General features: G+C 64.5%; 16 protein-coding genes, 1 pseudogene and 1 riboswitch. Of the genes and pseudogenes, 4 read left to right on the top strand and 13 right to left on the bottom strand.

The window, feature by feature from the left end:
• The first annotated feature begins 62 nt into the window (after positions 1 to 62).
• Genes RBB18_RS22095 through RBB18_RS22080 form a run of 4 tightly spaced genes read left to right on the top strand, consistent with a single transcriptional unit; the run spans position 63 to position 4,703 of the window.
• Positions 63 to 614, top strand: a complete 552-nt coding sequence (locus RBB18_RS22095; RefSeq protein WP_103764778.1) for a TRAP transporter small permease subunit — start codon at positions 63 to 65, stop codon at positions 612 to 614.
• Complete coding sequence (locus RBB18_RS22090) at positions 614 to 1,930, top strand: TRAP transporter large permease (RefSeq protein WP_103764779.1); 1,317 nt, start codon at positions 614 to 616, stop codon at positions 1,928 to 1,930. Before RBB18_RS22095 ends, RBB18_RS22090 begins: the two co-directional genes overlap by 1 nt.
• Complete coding sequence (locus RBB18_RS22085) at positions 1,927 to 3,189, top strand: malonyl-CoA decarboxylase (RefSeq protein ID WP_103764780.1); 1,263 nt, start codon at positions 1,927 to 1,929, stop codon at positions 3,187 to 3,189. Before RBB18_RS22090 ends, RBB18_RS22085 begins: the two co-directional genes overlap by 4 nt.
• On the top strand, positions 3,186 to 4,703 hold the full coding sequence (locus RBB18_RS22080) for a malonyl-CoA synthase (protein WP_103764781.1): 1,518 nt from the start codon (positions 3,186 to 3,188) through the stop codon (positions 4,701 to 4,703). The genes RBB18_RS22085 and RBB18_RS22080 overlap by 4 nt, the downstream gene beginning before the upstream one ends.
• A 4-nt stretch (positions 4,704 to 4,707) precedes the next feature.
• On the opposite strand, the gene RBB18_RS22075 is transcribed toward RBB18_RS22080, so the two are convergent.
• The 13 genes and pseudogenes from RBB18_RS22075 to sucC form a co-directional block, all read right to left on the bottom strand.
• Positions 4,708 to 5,946, bottom strand: coding sequence for an FAD-binding domain-containing protein (locus RBB18_RS22075; RefSeq protein ID WP_306111111.1), 1,239 nt, complete (start codon positions 5,944 to 5,946; stop codon positions 4,708 to 4,710).
• Between the two features lie 64 nt (positions 5,947 to 6,010).
• Complete coding sequence (locus RBB18_RS22070) at positions 6,011 to 7,843, bottom strand: acetyl-CoA hydrolase/transferase C-terminal domain-containing protein (RefSeq protein WP_306111112.1); 1,833 nt, start codon at positions 7,841 to 7,843, stop codon at positions 6,011 to 6,013.
• A complete protein-coding gene (locus RBB18_RS22065) occupies positions 7,836 to 9,911 on the bottom strand; it encodes a 3-hydroxyacyl-CoA dehydrogenase NAD-binding domain-containing protein (RefSeq protein ID WP_306111113.1) in 2,076 nt (691 codons plus the stop codon). Before RBB18_RS22065 ends, RBB18_RS22070 begins: the two co-directional genes overlap by 8 nt.
• Positions 9,908 to 11,206, bottom strand: coding sequence for an acetyl-CoA C-acetyltransferase (locus RBB18_RS22060; protein ID WP_306111114.1), 1,299 nt, complete (start codon positions 11,204 to 11,206; stop codon positions 9,908 to 9,910). Before RBB18_RS22060 ends, RBB18_RS22065 begins: the two co-directional genes overlap by 4 nt.
• Positions 11,203 to 13,452 carry an acyl-CoA dehydrogenase gene (locus tag RBB18_RS22055; RefSeq protein WP_103764785.1) on the bottom strand — a complete coding sequence of 750 codons (2,250 nt, stop codon included), beginning with the start codon at positions 13,450 to 13,452 and terminating at the stop codon, positions 11,203 to 11,205. Before RBB18_RS22055 ends, RBB18_RS22060 begins: the two co-directional genes overlap by 4 nt.
• Before the next feature lie 155 nt (positions 13,453 to 13,607).
• The gene (locus tag RBB18_RS22050; protein ID WP_274593911.1) at positions 13,608 to 14,366 is read right to left on the bottom strand and encodes an ABC transporter ATP-binding protein; all 759 of its coding nucleotides are present in this window, start codon (positions 14,364 to 14,366) and stop codon (positions 13,608 to 13,610) included.
• Complete coding sequence (locus RBB18_RS22045) at positions 14,363 to 15,346, bottom strand: iron ABC transporter permease (protein ID WP_306111115.1); 984 nt, start codon at positions 15,344 to 15,346, stop codon at positions 14,363 to 14,365. The genes RBB18_RS22050 and RBB18_RS22045 overlap by 4 nt, the downstream gene beginning before the upstream one ends.
• A complete protein-coding gene (locus tag RBB18_RS22040) occupies positions 15,343 to 16,197 on the bottom strand; it encodes an ABC transporter substrate-binding protein (protein ID WP_306111116.1) in 855 nt (284 codons plus the stop codon). Before RBB18_RS22040 ends, RBB18_RS22045 begins: the two co-directional genes overlap by 4 nt.
• A gap of 1 nt (position 16,198) precedes the next feature.
• Positions 16,199 to 18,145: a TonB-dependent siderophore receptor gene (locus RBB18_RS22035; protein ID WP_274593908.1), complete on the bottom strand. Its 1,947-nt coding sequence runs from the start codon at positions 18,143 to 18,145 to the stop codon at positions 16,199 to 16,201.
• A gap of 125 nt (positions 18,146 to 18,270) precedes the next feature.
• Positions 18,271 to 18,482: riboswitch (cobalamin riboswitch) on the bottom strand.
• Positions 18,483 to 18,694: 212 nt separating this feature from the next.
• Positions 18,695 to 19,567, bottom strand: coding sequence for a succinate--CoA ligase subunit alpha (gene sucD, locus RBB18_RS22030; RefSeq protein WP_103764790.1), 873 nt, complete (start codon positions 19,565 to 19,567; stop codon positions 18,695 to 18,697).
• Entirely contained in the window at positions 19,567 to 20,733 is a 1,167-nt protein-coding gene (locus RBB18_RS22025) for a succinate--CoA ligase subunit beta (RefSeq protein WP_306111117.1), read from the bottom strand. Before RBB18_RS22025 ends, sucD (RBB18_RS22030) begins: the two co-directional genes overlap by 1 nt.
• 201 nt (positions 20,734 to 20,934) lie before the next feature.
• Positions 20,935 to 21,819 (bottom strand): succinate--CoA ligase subunit alpha, encoded by an 885-nt coding sequence (gene sucD / locus RBB18_RS22020; protein ID WP_103764792.1) that lies wholly within the window; start codon positions 21,817 to 21,819, stop codon positions 20,935 to 20,937.
• Positions 21,820 to 21,884: 65 nt separating this feature from the next.
• Positions 21,885 to 22,031: pseudogene (gene sucC / locus RBB18_RS22015) on the bottom strand (succinate--CoA ligase subunit beta); the annotation flags it as partial.

Here is a 22,031-nt window from a genome sequence, read left to right as displayed (position 1 = left end):
CCCCCCCCCCCCCCCCCCCCCACGCCGCGTACCATTTCCACTTTTTCAACGGAGGCCGAGCGATGTCCGGTTCCGCCCACGCCACAGCGGCCGCCCGCCATGGTGGCAACCCCGTTCTGCGGATCATCGGCTGGATCAGCCAGATTTGCGGCGTCGTCGCCGCGCTGATGATCGTCGCGTCCGTGTTGATCGTCTGTCAGATGATTTTCATCCGGTTCGTGCTGAACCAGTCCACGATCTGGCACACCGAGGGTGTGACGTACCTGATGATCGGCGCGACCATGCTGGGCCTGCCCTACGTGCAATACGTGCGGGGTCACGTGAACGTTGACCTGCTGCCGATCATGATCCCCAACAAGGCGCGGCGGGTGCTGGCCGGGATCGTCATGGCGCTGACCCTGGCCGTGGTCGGCATGATGCTCTGGCACGGGTATCATTTCTGGCACGAGGCCTGGGACTGGGGCGAGACGTCGAACACGCCGTGGAACCCCAAGCTTTGGGTGCCGTATCTTGCGCTGCCGCTGGGCTTTGGCCTTTATGCGCTGCAACTGGCGGCTGACCTTTTTGCAATGACCACGGGCATCGACAAGCCCTTCGGGCTGGAGGACGTCTGATGGATCCGCTTGCACTGGGTGGCCTGGTTGCCATCATCACCATCGTTGTCCTGTTTTCGGGCATCTCCGTGGCCGCGGGTCTGCTGGTCGTCTCGGCCGGATTCCTGATCATCTTCGACGGGATGAGCTCGCTGTCGCTGATGCCGGAGATCTTTTTCGGCAAGCTGGACAATTTCGCGCTGCTGTCGATTCCGATGTTCATCATCATGGGCGCCTCCATCGCCTCGACCCGCGCGGGCGCTGATCTTTACGAGGCGCTGGAACGCTGGCTGACCCGCGTGCCGGGCGGGCTGGTGGTGTCGAACCTCGGGGCCTGTGCGCTGTTTGCCGCGATGTCGGGGTCGAGCCCGGCCACCTGTGCGGCCATCGGCAAGATGGGCATCCCCGAAATGCGCAAGCGGGGCTATCCCGATGGCGTCGCCGCGGGGTCCATCGCCGCGGGCGGGACGCTGGGGATCCTGATCCCGCCGTCGGTTACGATGATCGTCTACGGCATTGCCACCGAGACCTCGATCGGGCGGTTGTTCCTTGCGGGCGTGTTCCCGGGGCTGCTGCTGGTGGGCCTGTTCATGGCGTGGTCGCTCTATTCCACTTGGAAGTCGGGCAACGCGAGCGTGCTGTCGGCGGGCAGCTACACCTGGAAGGAACGGGTGGAGATCCTGCCGCGTGTCCTGCCGTTCCTGTTCATCATCCTTGGCGTGCTTTACGCCATGTATGGCGGCATCGCCACGCCATCGGAAACGGCGGCCGTCGGCGCGCTGATGTGCATGTTGATCGCCATGGTGATCTATCGCCTGTGGGACCCACGCCAGATCTGGACGGTGCTGCGCGACAGTACGCGGGAAAGCGTGATGATCCTGTTCATCATCGCGGCGGCCGGCGTGTTCTCCTACATGCTGTCGTCGCTCTTCATCACGCAATCCATCGCCGAATGGATCGGCACGCTGGACGTGAACCGCTGGGTGCTGATGGGCGCGATCAACGTCTTCCTGCTGATCGCGGGCTTCTTCCTGCCGCCGGTGGCGGTGATCCTGATGGCCGCGCCGATCCTGCTGCCGATCATCACCACCGCCGGGTTCGACCCGATCTGGTTTGCCGTCGTGCTGACGATCAACATGGAAATCGGGCTGATTTCGCCGCCGGTGGGCCTGAACCTTTACGTGATCAACGGCATTGCGCCGGATATCTCGCTGAAGACGATCCTGACCGGGTCACTGCCCTTCGTGGCCTGCATGGTGATCGCGATCATCCTGCTGTGCCTGTTTCCGGGTATCGCCACGTGGCTGCCCGATATGGTGATGGGAGCGGAGCTATGACCTTGCTGGCCGACCTCTTGTCCACGGTTTTCGAGCGTCGCTACGGCGCGTCCCGGGGGGTGCCGCGCGACGATCGGCCCATCGAGGAACTGACCGCCGACCTGATCGGGGCCACCGGCGAGGTCTCTGGACAGGCCGTGGCGCGGCAGATCCTGGGCCGGTACGAAGGCTGGGACGATGCCGCGAAGCTGGAGTTTTTCCGGCACCTCGCGCGTGATATGGTTATCAACCCAGAGCAGGTGCGTGACGCGCTGGACGCGTACGAGCGCGGCCAGTCCAAGGCCACCTACCGCGCCTTCCTGAACGCCTCGGAATCGCCGCGGCAGGAGTTGATCCGGCGGATGAACCAGGTGCCGGGCGCCACCAAGCGGCTGGTCGGGATGCGCACGGACCTGCTGCGGCTGGGCCGGGGCGATGACGAGTTGCAGGCTCTGGACCTGGATTTCCGGCATTTGTTCGCAAGCTGGTTCAATCGCGGGTTCCTTGTTCTGCGCCCGATCAGCTGGGAAAGCCCGGCGCATATCCTGGAAAAGATCATCGCCTACGAGGCCGTGCACGCGATCGACAGTTGGAACGACCTGCGCCGGCGGCTGGAGCCGGCGGACCGGCGCTGTTTCGCGTTCTTTCACCCGGCCATGCCGGACGAGCCTTTGATTTTCGTGGAAGTGGCGCTGACCGATGGCATCCCGGGCTCGATCCAGGAGGTTCTGGCCGAAGAACGCGACCAGATCGACGTCGAACGGGCCAACACCGCCGTGTTTTACTCGATCTCGAACTGCCAATCCGGCTTGGCGCAGATCTCTTTCGGAAACTCGCTGATCAAGCAGGTGGCGGCGGATCTTGCGCTAGAGAATCCGGCGCTAAGGAATTTCGTCACCTTGTCGCCGATCCCCGGCCTGACCCGTTGGATGGAAAGCCTCGACATCAACCCCGGGGCGCAGCAACCCGATGCGCTGTGCGAATACGCCGCCTATTACCTGACGCAGGCCAAGCGCGACGATGGCCTGCCGCTGGACCCGGTGGCGCGGTTCCACCTTGGCAACGGGGCGCAGGTTCACAAGGTTCATGCCGGGGCGGACGTGTCGACCAACGGGATTAAGCAATCCGCGGGGGTAATGGTGAATTACCTCTATGACCTGAGCAAGGTGTCCCAGAACCATGAACGCTTCGCGGCCGAACAGAGGGTCGCGACGTCGAGCGAAATCAAATCGCTGGCCGCAAGTGCCGCAAAAACAATGCCGGAGGAGGGACACGCATGACCAATCCCCTTTTCGATGCCCTGTTCGGAGATCACGTGGGCAAAGACACGCCGTTCCTTTATCTGCCAGACGGTGACACGCTGACCCACGACCAGTTTCTGCGGCTGACCGCGCAATATGCCAACGCATTCGCGGCGGCAGGGCTTCAGCCCGGTGCCCGGGTGGCCGCGCAGGTCGAGAAGTCGCACTATGCCCTGGCCGCATATGCCGCCTGCGTGCAGGCAGGGCTGGTGTTCCTGCCGCTGAACACCGGCTATACGGTGGAGGAACTGAGCTATTTCATCGAAGACAGTGGCGCGTCGATGATGATTTGCAAGGGAGACAGGCGCAGTGCGCTACAGCCTATCACGTCGGAGCACGGCGCGGCGCTGGAGACACTGGACGAAGATGGCTCTGGCAGTCTGTCGGAGAAGGCGGCGGACGCGTCCGAGACGTTCGAGACCGTAAGCCGCAAGGAAGATGACCTGGCTGCGCTGCTCTACACCTCGGGGACCACGGGGCGGTCAAAAGGCGCAATGCTGAGCCAGGAGAACCTGCTATCGAACGCCGAGACATTGGCGGAGCACTGGCGGTTCACCAGTGACGATGTCCTGCTGCACGCGCTGCCGATCTTTCACACGCATGGTCTGTTCGTGGCCACCAACATCACGCTGGTGGCGGGTGGCGCGATGATCTTCCTGCCGAAATTCGATCTGGACACGGTCATCGACCTTTTGCCGGATGCCACCGCGATGATGGGGGTGCCGACATTCTATACGCGCCTTCTGGACGATGCGCGGTTCGACAGGGATCTTGTGGCGCATATGCGGCTGTTCGTGTCGGGCAGTGCCCCGCTTCTGGCCGAGACGCATACGCAGTTCGAAAAACGCACGGGCCATCGCATCCTTGAACGCTATGGCATGACCGAAACCAACATGAACACGTCGAACCCCTATGACGGGGACCGGCGCGCCGGCACCGTGGGCTTTCCGCTGCCGGGGGTGGAGCTGAAGATCACCGACCCCGAGACGGGCGTGGAGGTGGCGCAGGGCGAGGTCGGCCAGATCGAGGTGCGCGGGCCGAACGTGTTCCAGGGGTATTGGCAGATGCCGGAGAAGACCGCGGCGGAGCTGCGGGAGAACGGGTTTTTCATCACCGGCGACCTCGGCATTATCGACGATCGCGGCTATGTCCAGATCGTGGGGCGCAACAAGGACCTGATCATCTCGGGCGGATACAACATCTATCCAAAAGAGATCGAACTGGTGCTGGACGAGCAGCCCGGCGTGCTGGAAAGCGCGGTGATCGGTGTGCCGCATGCGGATTTCGGCGAGACGGTGGTGGGCGTCATCGTGCCCGAGGCCGGGGCGCAGCCGGACCTTGATGCGATCGGCGAGGCGACGTCCAAGGCGCTTGCGCGGTTCAAACATCCCCGGAAACTGATCGTCAGGGACGAGTTGCCGCGCAATTCCATGGGGAAAGTGCAGAAGAACCTGCTGCGGGACGAGTTCAAGGACCTGTTCACGGCCGCCTGACGGCCTAGGCCAGACCGGCTTGGTGCAAAAGGTCCGGCAGTTTCTTGCGGACCTTGAAATAGCCTGTCGTCGCGTGGGGCCAGACAAGCGCATCCCAATCGCGGCGCCATTCGCACAGCGTGATGCCGGCCTTTTCAAGCGCGGGTTCGGCGGCGTCGAGCCAGTCGCGCAAGGGTCCCGTTGGCACGTAGGGTGTGACGATCTGGGACGCGCCCGCCTCCGTGGCCCAGTGGGCCAGCATGTCTGGATCGCCCGCCTGCAGGTTGTCGGCCTTGCGCGCGATGCGTTGGGCCGTGTCGGCCAGTGCCGCTGCTTCGAATTCCACCACCTTTTCGCCCACCGGGCCGGGCGCGCGCAGGGCGCTTGCGGCGAGGGTGGCCGTGGCGCGGATATCGAAACGGTCCAGTGGAAAGTCGTCGGGCCGGCAGTCTTCTTCGGTCACAAGCAGGGCGGTCGGCGTGTCGGGATCGGGCGCGTTGGGGCTGCGCAAGGGCTGAAGGTCCGGCAGGCTGTCGGGTTCGTGATCTTCCAGTCCGGCCGTCACCTCGGCGAGGTCGGACGCATCGGGTGTGAAGCGATGATCGGTAAACTTGGCAATGTTCCACGCCTGCGCCTCGTAGAACTTGCCCCGGGTGTGAAGCCCGCAGACCCATCTCCAGCTGAGCGTGTTCGAGGCCGGGTCGCCGTCAAGCAGGTGGCGATAGAAGAAATCCGCGCCCAGCCGCCAGGGAAGGCGCAAGGTGAACACCCAGATCGAGGCAAACCACATGCGAGCGTGATTGTGCAGATAGCCGGTCTCGGTCAATTCCCGCGCCCAGGCGTTCATGCAGTCGAGATCGGTTTCACCCGCTTGGACGCGCTCGACGGCATCGCGCAGGTCGGGATCGTCGTCGAGGCGGTCCAGGTCGGCGCGAAGCCCGTCGCGGTAGCTGTGCCAGATCTGCGGGCGGCGTTCGAGCCAACCCTTGAAGTAACTGCGCCACAGGATTTCCTGCAGGAATTTCTCGGCACCTTCAGCGCCGTGCCGCGCGAGGGCCGCAGCCATGACATCGGTTTCCAAAAGCAGGCGCCGGCGCAGGAAGGGAGAGAGTTGCGAGACGTGGTGGTGCTCTCCCTGTCCATGGTCGACATTGCGCCGGTGGGCGTAGCGGACCCCAAGGCGCGGCAGAACGGCGGCGAGATGCTGCTCGGCGGCCTCGCGTGTCGGGGTGGGCCAGTCCGGAGTGGAGATATCATCGGTCATTGCACGCCTGTTCTGCCAGTCGGTCAGAGAGGTAATGCGAACCCGAAGGTTGTCGACGCGAGACTCAGGCGATGTCGCGCAACGCCCCGCGCAGGGCGCGCGCCTGAAGCGGTTCGGTCAAGCTGGGTTTGGCGGCGTAGCCCATGCGCTCCATCGCCGGGCCTTCGTGCGGATGTGGTGCGTGGGCTAGGCCTGACCATACCAGAGACAGCAGACCCAGTTTGCTGTCAGACGCGTCTTTCAGGTGAGAGAGGGCACGGACAACGACCTTCTCGGTGTCGGTGAAGTCGGTGCCCAAGGGATAGTCGGGCAACAGGGTGTCCCGGTAGGGGGCAAGCCATCTGGCAATTGTTTCGGGTGTGTTTCGCGTGTGCGCGTCGGGAATCGTCCAGTCCGGATCAAGCTTGCCGGCCTTGTGGGCCTTTTCCAGGAGGCCGGGCTGGAACCGGCTGTCTGCGATGCAGATAAGGCGCTTGATGACTTCTTCGTCGGGCAGACCGCGCAGAAAGGCCGCGCCGTACTCGGTGACGACGATATCGCGCATGTGGCGGGGAACCGTCGTGACAGGCAGCTGCCAGACGATGTTCGAGGTGAGCGAGCCACCGCTTTGCCGCGTCGCAGGCAAGGTGAGAATGGCATGGGCGTCTTCGAGGGCAAACGCCTGTTCGAAGAAATTGAACTGGCCGCCGACGCCGCTGACCACCTGGCCGGGTTTGGCGGCGTCGGACATCGCGTCGCCCAGGAGGCTGACTTGCATGGCGCCATTGACGAAACGGGCGTCCTGCCGCGCGGTGCGCTTGGCCGCTTCGTCACCGTAGAGCGCGTTGGTGAAGCTGACCGGCATCATCTGAATTTTGTCACGGCGGTCGGGCGGCAGAGCGCGCAGACGTTCATACATGTCGCGGGCATCGACAAAAAAGCCCGCGTGGATCACCGCGCCCTCCACTTCGCGTTTCAGGATATCGGCTTCGAACAGGGCGACCAGGCCACCGACCAGCATTTCGGTGACCGCGTAGAGGCCTGTGCGGAACGGCCCTTCCTCGGCGCCCTGAAGCGGGAGCGGTGATTGACGCCAGACCTCGTGAAGGGATGCACGGTCGCGGGCGATCAGGGCGTTGGCCACGGCATCCCCGATGGCGCCGATGCCGATCTGAAGCGTGCCGCCATCGGGAACGAGGCGCGACACGTGCAGGGCAATGGCATGCTGCGCATCGGCCACGGGGCGGCGCAGGGCGGAAAAGAGGTCGATCTGTTCCGGCGGCTCCAGCACCATGGCGAATTCGCCGGCATCAAGTGCCGCGGGACCACTCATGAAGGGCAGCGCATCGTTCAATTCGGCCACGGCGATGAAATCCATCCGGCCCGCCGCGCGGCGCGCGAAGAGATCGGCAGAGATATCCGTGTTGCATGACATGCTGAAGCGGTCGCCCTCGCGCGGCATGAGCTGGGCCAGAACGTTGGGGTTCTGTGCGATCAGGACATCGCGGGCATGGGTGTAGTTGGCGGAGATATACTTGCGCTGGGCGTAATCGTTGCCGAGCCATGTTCCGGCCTGAAAGAAGAACTCGGAGACTTCGATGTTGTCGGGCAGGGCGCCTTGCTTGATCAGGTCGGCATAGGCCAGCGACGGCGCGGAGCCGAAAAAGCGATCCATCGCGGGATTGAGGAAGCGCGCCTCGATGTCCGAGGACGGCTCTGGGCGCTGCAGGGTCAGCGCCGTGAAGATCTTGAGCGTCAGTGACGGGTCATCGACGGCGGCACGCACCAGCGCGTTGACGAAGGTGACGGGTTTGCCAAGCCCAAGCGGAAGCGCCAGGCGGATCTCGCCGCCCGTCGCGTCATAGGTGGCCCGCGCCATCGCGTCGGCGTCGGTATGGACCTTAGGCCTATCAGCCAAGGTTTGACCAGCCGGGATCAGGGGCGAAGCGCGGGCCGTGGGCGGACTCGAGGTCCGTCAGTCGTTTCTTTATGTCGGCGATGCCGCGGGTCTTGGCATAGTGCATGGGGCCGCCGCGAAAGGGCGCCCATCCCGTGGCGAAGATCATTGTGGCATCCAGTTGGTCGGCATCTTTCGCCACACTCTTGCGCAGGACTTCGACGCAGGCGTTGAGCATGGGAAGGATCAAGCGGTCTGTCAGGCCGTCGGGGGAGTTGTCCATGTCGGCATCGGGGTGCGGCGTGCCCTCGGACCAGTCATAGAAGCCTTTGCCGGTCTTCTTGCCAAGCTCGCCATTTTCAACGCGCAGACGCAAGTCGTCGCTGATCGGCGGCATGGCGGTGTCGAGACTGTCAGCCAGGCTTTCGGCCACGTGCAGGCCGATATCCAGCCCCACCTGATCCGCCAGCGTGACCGGCCCCATGGGCATGCCGAACCGGATCGCGGCGGTGTCGATGACCTCCTTGGAGACGCCCTCGTCCATAAGCACCATAGCTTCGAGCATGTAAGGCACGAGCGCGCGATTGACGACAAAGCCGGGATAGTCGGTCACCAATGCGGGCAGCTTGCCGGTCGCACCGCAGAACGCGGCAAGGCGGCTGGCGGTCTTGTCATTCGTGGCGGTGCCCTTGACGACCTCGACGAGGTCGATTTTCGAGACCGGGTTGAAGTAATGAAGCCCGGCGAAGCGAGACTTGGCTGGCGCGGCGGTGGCGAGGTCATCGACCGACAAGCTGGACGTGTTCGTGGCAAGAATCGCGTCCTTCTTCAAAGCGCCCTTCAGCCCTTTGAAGATCTTCTGTTTGACGTCCTGTTCTTCGCTGGCCGCCTCGATCACCAGATCTGCATGGGCAAGGCCGTAGCCGTGCGGGTCCGGCATAAGGCGGTCGAGTGCATCGCGCGTTTCGGTTCCGCTAAGGTGCTTGTCTTCGCAGATCTTCACGGCGGTCTTGATCGCCTGGCCCAGTGGATCGGTTTGAATGTCACCCAAGGTCACGCTCTTGCCCTTGATCGCGGCGATGGCGGCAATTTCTGCGCCCATGGCGCCGGCGCCGATCACATGGACATGCGCGATGCCGTCGTCGCCGCGCCCGGCGTCCTTCAGCGATTGCTGGAGGAAGAAAACACGACGCAGGTTCTTCGAGGTGTCCGTATCGAGAAGCCGCGCGAAGCTGTCGATCTCGGCCTGCTGCATCGCATCGCGATCGTCGCCATGCTCTTCCCACAGGTCGATCAGGGCGTAGGGCGCCGGGTAATGCTCTTTCGGGGCTTTCTCTTCCGTCTTGCTGCGCATCTGGCGGGCGGCGAGGCCGCGCGCTTGGTCGAAAGAAAAAGCGCGGGACTTGAGGCCTGGCGACTGACGCTCGATCTTGCCGTTCCTGGCCGCAGTGATCGCGGCGGCAACGTGGCGTTCCTCGACGATCTTGTCGGCGATGCCTTGTGACTTGGCCCGCTTGGTATGAGCGGTCTTGCCGGTCAGCATCATGGTCATGGCGTCGGTCGGGTCGATCAGGGCGGGCAGGCGAAACGTGCCGCCAAGCCCGGGATGCAGGCCAAGCTGTACCTCGGGAAAGCCGAAGGATGCGCCCGGCGTGGCGATGCGGTAGTCGCAGGCGAGCGCCAGTTCGAAGCCGGCCCCCAAAGCTGCTCCGTGGACGATGCAGATGGTGGGGCAGGGCAGAGCCTCGATCCGGTCAAGCACGTCATGCGCCTGTCTCAGCATGTCCGCGGCGCCCTGATCGGTCATGGACTCGAACCCGGTGATGTCGGCCCCGGCGGCAAAACCGGCCTTCTTGGCCGAGCGAATGACAAGGGCGGCGGGCTTGTCCGCCTCGGCGGCGGCGATGTGGTCGTCCAGTTCGCGGATCACGTCTTCGGAGATCGTGTTGACGCTGCTGCCGGCCTTGTCGAGGACGAGCCAAAGCACGTTGTCGCCGTCCCGTGCCGTGCGCCAGTTGCCGTCGGCTTCCCCGACCGGGCCGAGTTCCAGCTTGGTCTCGCCGAGGAAATTCAGAACATGTCCGGTCATTGCACAGCCTCCAGCAGCATCGCGCCGCCAAGCCCGCCGCCGATGCATTCCGTCGCGATGCCGCGTTTCGCACCGCGCGTCTTCATGGCGTTGGCAAGGTGCAGCACGATGCGGTTGCCACTGGTGCCGACAGGGTGGCCCAGCGATATGGCACCGCCATCGACATTCAGTTGATCGCGGTCGATCCGGCCAAAGGCGCCGTCGAGCCCCAGCACCTCGCGGCAGAAGTCTTCGTCGTTCCAGGCGGCGAGACAGGACAGCACCTGGGCCGCGAAGGCCTCGTTCAGTTCCCACAGCTCGATATCCCCGATGCCGAAGCCGTGGCGCTTTACAATCGGGGTGGCGGACATGACCGGACCGAGGCCCATGATCGACGGATCGAGCCCGGCCCATTCGCTGTCGGTGATCTCGGCCAGCGGTTCAAGGCCGTGCGCGTCGACGGCCTTTTCGGAGGCCAGGATGCACCAGCTTGCACCGTCGGTGATCTGGCTGGAATTGCCCGCCGTGACCTTGCCGTATGGCGGCTCGAACACCGGCTTGGGCTTTGCCAGGCCGTCCATGTCGCTGTCGGGGCGCACGCCGTTGTCGTGGTCATAAACCGTGCCGTCCTTGGCGAAGGCGGGCATCAGTTCGCTCTTCAGCCGGCCTTCCTCGTGAGCGGCGGCAAGGCGGTGGTGGCTTTGCATGGCGTAGGCATCGGCGGTTTCGCGGTCGATGCCGAAATGATGCGCAAGCACCTCGGCGGTCTGGCCCATGCTGAGCGTGGTGATGGGGTCGGTCAGGCCGCGTTCCAGGCCGATAACGGGCTTGAAGAACTCAGGTCTTATCCCGGCCATGTTCTTGGCCTGCTCCAGCGGTCCCTTGGCTGTGCTCATCCGGCCGAACCATTCGACAGCGGACTGGCGCAGGGTCAGGGGCGCGTGGCTGAGGGCCTCGGCCCCGCCGGCAAGGATCATCTGGTGGCTGCCGTCGCGGATGTAACGATAGGCAGTGTCGATGCTTTGCATCCCCGAGCCGCAGTTGATCTGAACCGTGAACGCCACGGTCGCCTCCGGCAGGCCAAGACGCAATCCGGCGACGCGCGCCGGGTTCATCTCGTCGGCGATGACGTTGACGCATCCAAGGATCACGAGGTCGAGCGCGGCGCGGTCGAAGGGCTGACGTGCCAGCAGCGGCCTGCCGCATTGCACGGCAAGATCCACGGGCGTGAACGGCCCGGGGCCGGCTTGCGCCTTCAGGAAAGGCGTGCGGGCGCCGTCTACGAGAAAGACGCGGTTGCCACTCGTTGCCGTCATTCCGCCGCCTCGCGCTGGGTGCGCTCATGTTGCTGCGGCGCGGGGAAAAGCGCGGCGAAATCTTCGGGCGCGTAGTCCTCCACGGCGACGACCTCGTCGACCAGGCGCGACATCTCCTCGATATCGGCCATCTCGGCATCGCTCAGAATGCCAGCCTCCAGAGCCTCCTGCGGGGTCTTTTTCGCATCGCGCAGGCGTTTCATTACCGGCGCCATCTGGGTGACCTTGGCGTAGCATTCGTTCAGCACCTGCACACCGTCGCGGTTACATCCACCGGCGATACGGCCGACGATGCGGTCGCGGGCCTCGGACTGATCGTACAGAAGGTCGCTGCACTGTGCGGTCAGCTTGTCGCCGGGCTTGCGCTGGGCCATGCCCGGCAGGGTGAAGACACGCAGCAGCCATGCCGCCCAGCGGGCCGGCAGGTTGGCGATGACCTCGTCCAGGGCGGTCTGGATGTTGTGGAACGCGTCGGCGGCCACATAGCGTAGAACCGGCAGGTCGGCCTTTTGGCGGCCTTCGTCCTCCCACCGTTTGAGCGCGGCGGAGAGAATGTACATCTCGGACAGGATGTCGCCCATGCGGCCCGAGATCATTTCCTTGCGCTTGAGCTCTCCGCCCAACGACAGGAAGAGCATGTCGGCGGTCAGCGCATAGGCCGCGGACCAGCGCGACAGCTGCTTGTAGATATCGGTTGCATCGCCCGCCGCGGGGGCCGGTGCGAAGCGGCCGCCGGTCAAGGCCCGGCCCCAGCTGCGGAACAGGGTGCGGGTGCTGTGCCCGACATGGGCCCACAGGGACTTGTCGAACATCTCAAGCGCCTTGTCGGGGTCGTCCTCTTCCAAGGCCAGCATGTTGTCGAGCATATGGGGATGGGCGCGGATCGAGCCCTGCCCGAAAATGATGAGGCTGCGGGTGACGATGTTCGCCCCCTCGACCGTGATGCCGATGGGCACGGCGCGGTAGAGTGGCAGCAGGTAATTCGACGGCCCGTCGATCACCGCCTTGCCGGAATGCACGTCCATCGCATCATTCAGCGCCTCGCGCATGCGGAAGGTCGCATGGGCCTTCATGATCGCCGAGATCACCGACAGCGCGCGCCCTTCGTCCAGCCCGGCGCAGGTCAGGTGGCGTGCGGCATCCATCGAATAGGCGTCGGCGGCAAGGCGTCCAAGTCGCGCCTGCACGCCGCCGAACTTGCCGATGGGCAGGTTGAACTGTTCGCGTATACGGGCGTAGGCGCCGGTCGTGTGGGCCGACAGGGCAATGGCGGCGCAGCCCATCGACGGCAGCGAGATGCCGCGCCCGGCGGCAAGCGCGCTCATCAGCATCATCCAGCCTTCGCCGGCATACTCCTGCCCGCCGATGATGTTTTCGAGCGGGATGAACACATCCTTGCCCGTGGTCGGGCCGTTCATGAACATCGTGGAGGACGGGATGTGGCGGCGACCGGTTTCGACACCCTCGAGGTCGGTCGGAACGAGCGCACAAGTGATGCCGATATCGGGCGTTTCACCCAAAAGGCCATCGGGGTCCCGCAGCTTGAAGGCCAGACCCAGCACGGTGCAGACCGGCGACAGCGTGATGTACCGCTTGGCCCAGTTCAGGCGGATGCCCAGCACTTCCTCGCCTTTCCACTGGCCCTTGCAGACCACACCGTCATCGACCATCGCGCCTGCGTCGGACCCGGCCTCGGCGCTGGTCAGGCCGAAGGCGGGCAGTTCGCGCCCGTCGGCAAGGCGGGGCAGCCAGTAGTCTTTCTGTTCGTCGGTGCCGAACTGGTGGATCAGCTCGCCGGGGCCAAGCGAGTTGGGCACCATGACGGTCACGGCGGCGGCGACAGAGCGCGTCGAGATATAGCGAACGATCTCGGAATGCGCGAAGGCTGAGAACTCCAGCCCGCCATGCGCCTTGGGAATGATCATCCCGAAGAACTTGTTGTCGCGCAGAAACTGCCAGACCTCCGGGGCAAGGTCGCCGGTTTCGTGGTTGATCTTCCAATCGTCGATCATCTCGCACAGCTGTTGCACGGGACCGTCGAAAAAGGCCTGTTCTTCGTCCGACAGTTTCGGCGTCTTGACCGCGCGCAGCTTGGACCAGTCCGGGTTGCCCGAGAAAAGCTCGGCCTCCCACCAGACTTCGCCGGCGTTCAGGGCTTCGCTTTCGGTCTTGGACATCCCGGGCAAAACGCCCTTGGCCCATTTGAAGACGGGCTTGGTGATCGCGCGTGCGCGGAAGCTGGACATGCGGGAACTCCTTTCGGTACAAAACGTGCGGGCTTGAGCAAAAGTTCCGTTGGCGCGCGGTCGGCAAGACCGGCAGCGCATTCGGATGAGACCTGCATCATAGCATTTTGCGCGATGTTCCGGCAGAGGGGGGCCGGAACCCGAGAGCTGGCGCGTCAGCTGAGCGTGTCCAAAGGCTGGAACACCATGCCGCTGGGCGTCTCCTGGAACCAGGCGGTGACGCCGAACACATCGGCCAGGCGCCGGGAGGTCAGAACATCCTGCGGTGGACCATCGGCAACCAGGCCCTTCCCGCCGAGCAGGATGAGCCGGGTGCAGTGGCGTGCTGCAAGCCCCAGGTCATGCAGCGAAACCAGTGAGGATTTGCCACTTCGTGCCAGCGCCGCAAAGGTCTGCATGGTCGAGATCTGGTGTGCGGGGTCAAGGCCCGCGATGGGCTCATCGGCCAGCAGCAGCGGCGTCTCCTGCGCAAGTGCGCGCGCGATCAGGACCCGGGCCTGTTCGCCGCCCGAAAGCTGGGTGGCATCGCGGTGGCGCATGCCGCCGAGTTCCATCCGGTCCAGCGCAGTGTCGACAGCCTTGCGATCGTGGTCGGCGGGGTTCTGGATCGACTTCAGGTGCGGTGTCCGGCCCAGCGTGACCACGGTTTCCACGGTGACGGGCCAGGCGATCTCGCGCGCTTGCGGCATCCATGCCGCTTGCCGGGCCCGCGCGTTCTCGGACAGCGCCGCAAGACTGCATGTTCCGGTGAACGGCAGAAGACCGAGTGCCGCGCGCATCAGCGTGGTCTTGCCGGCGCCGTTGGGGCCGATAAGCCCCACGAACTCGCCCGGTCCGATATCGAAGGTGACGTCGCGCAGAACGTCCCGCCCCTTGAGCGACACCGACAGGTCCTTGACCGAGAGAAGCGTCATATCCGTTCCCGCCGCAGTTTCAGGATCAGGTGCAGGAAGAGCGGTGCGCCGACGAGGGCCGTGAGCACGCCCAGCTTGAGGTCGCGCGACGGAAGGACCACCCGCACGGCGATGTCGGCGGCGAGCACCATCGCCGCACCGCCCAGGGCCGAGGCCCAGAGCAAGCGCGACGGATGCGCGCCGACCAGGGGCCGCAACAGGTGCGGCACCACGAGACCGACAAATCCGATTGCGCCGGCCACCGCCGTGCCCGCGCCGACGACACAGGCGGTCCCCAGCACCAGCGTCAGGCGCAAACGGGTCAGGCCGATGCCCATGGCCTGCGCCGAATCCTCGCCCAGGGTCAGCGCGTCGAGCCCGCGGCCAAGGCCGCCCAGCAGGGCAAAGCCCACCGCCATGAACGGCGCGGCAAGCCAGACGTGGGTCATGGATCGGTCGGCGAGCGAGCCCATCATCCAGAAGACGATCTCGCTTGCGGCGAAGGGGTTGGGCGACAGGTTCAGCACGAGCGACGTCAGCGCAGCCGCCAGCGCCGAAACGGCGATCCCGGCCAGTATCAGGGTCAGCGACGTGCCGCGCGACCCGGCCAGCGCCATGATCAGGAACACGCCGCAAAGCGCACCGGCCAGGGCCGAGAAGGGCAGGGCCAGCGCGAAGGACGCGGCCACGCCGGTGTGGATGGCCAGCACCGCGCCGAACGCCGCGGAGCCGGACACGCCGATCAGCCCCGGTTCCGCCAGCGGATTGCGCAGGTAGCCCTGCATCGCGGCACCGGCAAGACCGAGGCTGGCGCCGATCATCAGGGCCAGCAAGGCTCGGGGCAGGCGGATCTCGCGCATGACAAGCGTCATCGCGCCGCCGTCGTCGACGAAGAGCGCTGAAAGGCTGTCGGTGATGCCGATCTCGGCGGGGCCAATCAGCAGGGATCCGAAGAACAGCCCGACGACCAGCACGCACAGGATGATCGCCAGACGGGTCATGGCGTGTTTTTCGTCAGCCGATGACGGGTCTCGGCCAGCGATTCTATGGCGCGCAGCACGTGGGGCGTGCCACAGACCCAGTCGCTGTCCGTGACCGTGGCAAAGGGCAATTCGGCGCGCAGCGCCTCGACCACCGGATGCTGCATGATCGCCTCGGAGCGCGAGGCGCCGGGATATGGCTGCGAAGTGATGACGATGTCGGGATCAAGCATCGCCAGCGTTTCCAGCTGGATTTTCATCTGAGTGCCGAGCCCGGCCTTGACCGCCGCGTTGTCGAAGCCCGCGGCCTGAAGGATCTGATCCGACAACGTGCCTGCCGGCGACGTATACCCGCTGGCGTAGTACAGCATCGCGTCGGGCCGGTCGCCGCTGTCCTGTTGCAGCGCGGCAAGGCGCGCATCGAAATGGGCGACCATCTCGCGTGCGGCGGACTGCCGGTGCAGAATCTCACCCATGCGAAGAATGTTACTGTGGATCTCTGGCAGGGATCGAGCCTGCTCGAACTCGACCACCTCGACGCCCAGCCGGCGCAGCATGGCGACACTGGCGCGCGTCGTGAAATTGCCCGCCAGAACCAGGTCGGGCTGCATCAGGTAGATTTCTTCGGCCAGGCCCTGGTTTATCACGTAGCCCCGCGCCTCTTCGGTCATCGCCGACATCCGCGGGTCGAGCGAGATGTCGGAAACCGAATGCAACTGCCCCGGCCCGGCAAGCAGCATGGCAAGCTGATCGGTGCAGAGATTCATCGACACGACGCGGCGCGGCGCCTCGGCCGAGGCAAGGCCCGCCCAGCACAGGATCACTGCGAAGGCGAGCCGGGTCGCGACGATATGAAAGCGCCGCGCCGCCATATCAGAAGTTCGCGGTCACGCCGAAGAACGCGGTGCGGCCTTGCGTCGAGTATCCGTCCAGTTCTTCGTAGCTTTCGTCCGTCACGTTATGGATCCGTCCGTAGACCTGGATGTCATCGGTAACTTCGTGGCTGAAGCCGACATTCACAAGCGTATAGTCCTGAAGCTCTACCACATTCGCACCGAGCGACGCCGCGGTGAAGTCGCTGTCGAAGAGCCCGGCGACATGCTGCACCTCGAGGTTCAGGCGGGTGCGGTCATTCGGCATCAGGTAGCCCAGCCGCAACAGCGCCTCGTGCTCGGGGCGCCGGACCTCGACGCTGCCGTCAGGGTTTTCGGCGTCGAGCCAGGTATAGCTGAGCGACATGTCCAGCCGGTCGGTCAGGGCGGCGCTGGCGGCGACCTCGATGCCTTGCCGGTCGCTTGTGCCGGTCTGGTTGACTGGTGTCGAGATCCCCGTGCCAGGGTCGAAGACCGACGTGATCTCGTCCGTCAGTTCCTCGTTGAAATAGGTCACGTCGATCAGGCCACGACCGTTCAGGAATTGCTGCTCGACACCGAAATCCCAGCCTTTGCTCTGTTCGGGTTCAAGGTTCGGGTTGCCGGCGAAGTTGGCGAAGAAGCCGAATTGCTCGATCAGCGTCGGGTTCTGGACGCCGGTGCCATAAGAGGCATGCAGGCGCGTCGTCTGGTTGGGCAACTGGTAGGAGGCACCGATCGCGTAGGTCGTGAAATCCTCGAACTTGTCATTGAAATCGTGCCGCACGCTGCCCTGTAGCGCAAAGCCATTTCCGAAATCGCCCTGGTATTCGAGCGCGATGGCCGTCTGTTCACGCGAACGTTTGACGAGCTGTCCCGGCGCGAAGACGATCGTGGGATCGTTTTCCTTGTAGGTCAGACGCTCCCATTCGGCGGCGAAGCTAAGGGTATGGTTGGCGCTGTTGAGGGTGGGCGCGTCCAGCGCGACCGTGCCGCGATAGGCGACTTTTGCGCGGGTGCCGGAATTGTCCGAATTGCGCACGCCGGCGCCGCTCACACCCTGGCGGTCGATCGTGCCGAAAGACAGGTCAACCCGGTTCAGGAGCCGCCCGCCAAGCGTATCGAGTTCTGCGTAAAGGCCACCATAGGTTTCCTGAAGCGATGTGCCCGACAGGTCATCGACGACAAGACCTGCGCGGGTCGGTGCGCCGAACACGCCGCTGTCGCTGTCGCCGGTGCGGTCGACATGGCGGATACTGCCGCCGATCGTCAGAACCTCGTTCACACGGTAGCGGCCCTTGAGGTTGTAGGTGCGGTTCAGATCGCCGTCATCCTCGCCGCCGGGCGTGCCGGAAATGTCGAATCCGCCGGTTTCGCGCCGCGCAGCGGAAAAGCTGAGTTGACCGCGTTCGGTATTCAGGCGCAGGCCGAGGCGGCCCTCGGTGGTGCCGTCCGATCCCACTTCAAAACCGACGTTGCCAGAGAAACCCGGCTCTTGCGCCGTCTTGGTGGTGATCGAAATGACCCCGCCGATGGCGTTGGAGCCGTAAAGCGCCGATTGCGGTCCGCGAATGACCTCGATGCGCTCGATATCGGCGGCCAGAAGGCCGGAAAAGTCGTACTCGCCGGTATTGGGGGCGGCGACCTCGATCCCGTCGATCAGAACGAGCGTGTGGTTGCCTTCGTGACCGCGCAGACGCACCTGGGTGACGCTGCCATAGGCGCCGGTGCGGGATACGGAAACACCCGGCAGCGACCGCAGCAGGTCCGCGACGTAGACCGCGTTGCGGTCCTCGATTTCTTCCTCGGTGATGACGCTGCCGGCGCGGCCATACGCGCTGCCTTCGATGGGCGTCAGGCCGCCGGAGACGAAGATCGTGCCGAGGTCATAGGGTTCATCCTGCGCGACGGCAGGCTGGATGAAAAGGGCGGTGGTTGCCGCAAGGACGGACTTGAACGGGCGTGACATGGATTGTCCCTCCGGGGCGCGCTTGATGCGCTGATTTTTTGGTTCATGCCTGGAAGGAAACTCTTCGCAGACGGTGCAAGTGTCACCGCTACGGAAGATCCGTTGTCGAAACGCGCCCCGCGTTCGGACAGGGTGATCACCTCGGCAGGTCTCCTGACTTGCGGGTCAACGCTTGGCCGGGTCTTCCCATCATGCGCCGCATGACAGTGACATGGTCCGGCCTCGCTCTCCGCCTACAGTTGCGGGGGCAGTTGCGGAGTTGACGCCTGGCGCGTCGCACCGCATTCCCTATTCTCCCGCCGGAAAGCCGACAGGAACCGAAGCGACTCGGGTGTTAGTGCATGACGCCGGGTGAGGAAAGAGAAAATCCCAACGCGGGACCGGCTGACGTCTTGCCGTGTCAATTTGGTCTGGGTTTCGACCTGCGTCGCACGGTCGTCGGCCCAGGAAACCGAATCCGTAAGTTCATCCGGTGCCTGAGCGGTTTTCTTGAGTGTCCTGGCCTGCCTTCGGGTACGACGCGACAGGTCGTTCGAGAATTTCCCGAAATCAGGACAGGCAGGATTGGACGGTTTCCACCACGGTTCCTGCGTCGCGGGCAATCACGACGCCCGCATCGCGCAGAAGCGAAACCTTGTCATCGGCCGACAGGTTGCCGAAGACCGACAATGTGCCGGCGTGGCCCATCCGGCGACCGACCGGCGCGTGACGCCCCACCACCAGACCCACCACGGGCTTGCCGTAATCGACCGAAGAGAGATACTCGGCGGCCAGTTCCTCTTCGCGTCCGCCCATTTCGCCGATCAGCACCACGGCCTTCGTATCCGGGTCGTCACGGAACTTTTCCAGGCAGCCGACAAAGCCGATCCCGTGCAGCACGTCGCCTCCGACACCGACGGTTGTGGACTGGCCCAGATTGGCGGCGCTGCAACTGGCCAGAACCTCGGACGTGAGCGAGGCCGAGCGCGACGCGATGCCGATCTGGCCCGGCTTCGCGTCGACGGTCGGCATCACCCCTATCTTGCATTGTCCGGGCGTCAGGATTCCCTGGCTGTTCGGGCCGATCAGCATTGTCTGCGACCCTTCGAGCGCCTCCTTGACCCTGCGCATGTCGTGTTGCGGCACCCGTTCGGTGATGCAGACGACCACCTCTATCTCGGCTTCGATCGCCTCGATCATGGCGTCGGCGGCTTTGGGGGCGGGCACGGTGACAAGGCTGGCATTGGCCTTCGTTTCCTTGACCGCTTCGGCGCAGGTGTGAAAGACCGGCAAGCCGAGATGCGAGGTGCCGCCACGCCCGGGACGTACGCCCGCAACGCAGTTCGTTCCGTAACGCATCGCCTGGTCGGTATAGAACGTGCCGGCGCGACCGGTCATGCCCTGAACCAGGAGTCGGGTGTTCTCGTTGACCAGAATTGCCATCAGCGTGCCCCCTTGGATGCGATTTCGACCGCGCGGTTGACGGCCTCGGACATGGTGCCGCAAATCTCGACCGGCACCTTTCGGTCGACGAGAATGCGCTGGCCCCATTCGGCGTTCTGGCCGGCCAGACGGGCGATAACGGGCTTGGTGCCCTTGTTGCGCGAATAGGCGAAGTTCACGCCCTCGGCGATGGTATCGCAGACCGTCATGCCGCCACCATGCACATTCAGCAGGATGGCAGTGACCGAAGGCTCCTGCAGCAGCAGTTCGACGCCGCGGGCGATGTCCATGCTGGTGGCGGTCGTGCGGATATCCATGAAGTTCGCGGGCTTGCCGCCCGCATCGATGATCATGTCGTTCGTGGCCAGGCCCAGCCCCGCGCCGTTGACCACGACCCCGAGGTTGCCGGTCAGCTTGACGAAGTTGATGTTGCTTTTCTGCGCTGCGGTTTCCACGGCGGGCAGACCCTCGCCCGAGACCATCGAATCCCATTCCGGGTGCCGGAACGCGGCACTGGCATCCAGCGCGACCTTGGCGTCGATGGCCATCCAGGTGCCGTCGGGCGTGCGGACGAACGGGTTGATCTCCAGCAGCGCCATGTCGTTCTCGATGAACGCTTCGCAGGCCGACAGAAGTTGCTCGACTGCCTTCTCGTCCTCCATCCCGATGCCGGACAGAAACTCGGTCAGACCGGCGCGATCCGCATCGGGGCTGCCGGTCAGGCTGTGCTTGGCGACTTCGCTAGCGTTCATCTGCGCCTTCTGCTCGAATTCCACCCCACCATCGGGGGAGGCGACGAGCAGCGGTGCGCCAGTGTCGGGGTCTAGTGCGAAGGCAATGTAATACTGGGCGTCATGCTTGACGTCGGCTTCGACATAGACGGCATGCACCGTTTCACCGGTGGCGCCGGTCTGGTTCGTGATCAGTTGCTTTCCCAGAAGCCTGGCAGCCTCGTCCTTTACCGCAGAGGCGGTGGCGGCGAACTTGATGCCGCCGGCAAGGCCGCGCGCGCCCGAGGTGATCTGCGCCTTCACCACGAACTTGCGGGCCGGAATGTTGGCGCAGGCGGCCTCGGCCTCGTCGGGCGTGCGGGCCATCTTGCCCGGCGGCACGGACACGCCGTACTGGGCCAGCAATTCCTTGGACTGGTATTCTGCAAGCAGCATGCGCGGCCTCCCCTCGGCGATGGCTCTTGGTATTTGGTATGTCAAGACTAACAGTCGTGTCAATGAGGTGAGTATGCGTTGTGTTCTCCTATGGCGCCAGCCCCCTTGAAGGCTAGACCTTGGTATGAACACGCGTCCGTATGGCGGGGCTGTCGCGGACTGCGTGGGCCGGGAAATGCTCCCGGCCCGACGCTTGATGTCTTATTTTCCGATCGCCTCGAGCACCGCCTCACCCAATCCAGCTGGGGATTCGGCGACGACGATACCGGCGGATTTCATCGCCTCGATCTTGTCGTCGGCGCCGCCCTTGCCGCCGGCGACGATGGCGCCCGCGTGGCCCATGCGGCGGCCCGGAGGGGCGGTGCGGCCCGCGATGAACCCGGCGCAGGGCTTGGAGCGGCCTTTCTTGGCCTCGTCCTTGAGGAACTGCGCCGCGTCTTCCTCGGCGCTGCCGCCGATCTCGCCGATCATGATGATCGATTCCGTCTCGTCATCGGCCAGGAACCATTCCAGCACGTCGATATGCTCGGTGCCCTTGATGGGGTCGCCGCCGATGCCGACGCAGGTCGACTGGCCCAGGCCCACGTCGCTCGTCTGCTTCACGGCCTCGTAGGTCAACGTGCCGGAGCGGCTGACCACGCCGACGCTGCCGCGCTTGTGGATGTGGCCGGGCATGATGCCGATCTTGCACGCGTCGGGCGTGATGATGCCGGGGCAGTTGGGGCCGATGAGGACAGAGCTGCTGCCTTCGAGCGCGCGCTTGACGCGCATCATGTCTAGGACCGGCACGCCCTCGGTGATCGCGACGATCAGCGGAACCTCCGCGTCGATTGCCTCGAGGATCGAGTCGGCGGCGAAGGGCGGCGGCACGTAGATGACCGAGGCGTTGGCGCCCGTCTTGTCCACCGCTTCATGGACCGAGTTGAAGACCGGCAGGTCCAGGTGCGTCTGGCCGCCTTTGCCGGGGGTGACGCCCCCGACCATTTGCGTGCCGTAGGCGATGGCCTGTTCGGAGTGAAAAGTGCCTTGCGAGCCAGTCAGGCCCTGGCAGATGACTTTGGTGTCTTTGTCGACGAGGACAGCCATTGTGGCGTTCTCCTTAATACAATCTTTGGGAAGGTAAGGTGGGTTGAAACCCACCCTACGAAGGCTCAGCCCTTGACGGCTTTCACGATTTTCTGGGCGCCGTCCTTGAGGTCGTCGGCGGCGATCACGTCAACATCGGAGTTGTTGATGATCTCCTTGCCCTTCTCGACATTGGTGCCCTCGAGGCGCACGACCAGCGGGACCTGAAGCCC

Source organism: Roseovarius sp. MMSF_3298, from assembly GCF_030733705.1.
Lineage (GTDB): Bacteria > Pseudomonadota > Alphaproteobacteria > Rhodobacterales > Rhodobacteraceae > Roseovarius > Roseovarius confluentis.
The sequence above is the reverse complement of the archived record's forward strand: the minus strand, read 5'-3'. Positions and strand labels throughout refer to the sequence as shown.

What these genes read in the sequence shown, in the direction of transcription:
- RBB18_RS22085 (WP_103764780.1), top strand. Translation starts at nt 1,927, where the DNA reads ATGACCTTGCTGGCCGACCTCTTGTCCACGGTTTTCGAGCGTCGCTAC.
- RBB18_RS22045 (WP_306111115.1), bottom strand. Translation starts at nt 15,346, where the DNA reads ATGACCCGTCTGGCGATCATCCTGTGCGTGCTGGTCGTCGGGCTGTTC.
- RBB18_RS22080 (WP_103764781.1), top strand. Translation starts at nt 3,186, where the DNA reads ATGACCAATCCCCTTTTCGATGCCCTGTTCGGAGATCACGTGGGCAAA.
- RBB18_RS22040 (WP_306111116.1), bottom strand. Translation starts at nt 16,197, where the DNA reads ATGGCGGCGCGGCGCTTTCATATCGTCGCGACCCGGCTCGCCTTCGCA.
- RBB18_RS22035 (WP_274593908.1), bottom strand. Translation starts at nt 18,145, where the DNA reads ATGTCACGCCCGTTCAAGTCCGTCCTTGCGGCAACCACCGCCCTTTTC.
- RBB18_RS22025 (WP_306111117.1), bottom strand. Translation starts at nt 20,733, where the DNA reads ATGCTGCTTGCAGAATACCAGTCCAAGGAATTGCTGGCCCAGTACGGC.
- RBB18_RS22090 (WP_103764779.1), top strand. Translation starts at nt 614, where the DNA reads ATGGATCCGCTTGCACTGGGTGGCCTGGTTGCCATCATCACCATCGTT.
- RBB18_RS22060 (WP_306111114.1), bottom strand. Translation starts at nt 11,206, where the DNA reads ATGACGGCAACGAGTGGCAACCGCGTCTTTCTCGTAGACGGCGCCCGC.
- RBB18_RS22065 (WP_306111113.1), bottom strand. Translation starts at nt 9,911, where the DNA reads ATGACCGGACATGTTCTGAATTTCCTCGGCGAGACCAAGCTGGAACTC.
- sucD (WP_103764790.1), bottom strand. Translation starts at nt 19,567, where the DNA reads ATGGCAATTCTGGTCAACGAGAACACCCGACTCCTGGTTCAGGGCATG.
- RBB18_RS22095 (WP_103764778.1), top strand. Translation starts at nt 63, where the DNA reads ATGTCCGGTTCCGCCCACGCCACAGCGGCCGCCCGCCATGGTGGCAAC.
- sucD (WP_103764792.1), bottom strand. Translation starts at nt 21,819, where the DNA reads ATGGCTGTCCTCGTCGACAAAGACACCAAAGTCATCTGCCAGGGCCTG.
- RBB18_RS22075 (WP_306111111.1), bottom strand. Translation starts at nt 5,946, where the DNA reads ATGACCGATGATATCTCCACTCCGGACTGGCCCACCCCGACACGCGAG.
- RBB18_RS22055 (WP_103764785.1), bottom strand. Translation starts at nt 13,452, where the DNA reads ATGTCCAGCTTCCGCGCACGCGCGATCACCAAGCCCGTCTTCAAATGG.
- RBB18_RS22050 (WP_274593911.1), bottom strand. Translation starts at nt 14,366, where the DNA reads ATGACGCTTCTCTCGGTCAAGGACCTGTCGGTGTCGCTCAAGGGGCGG.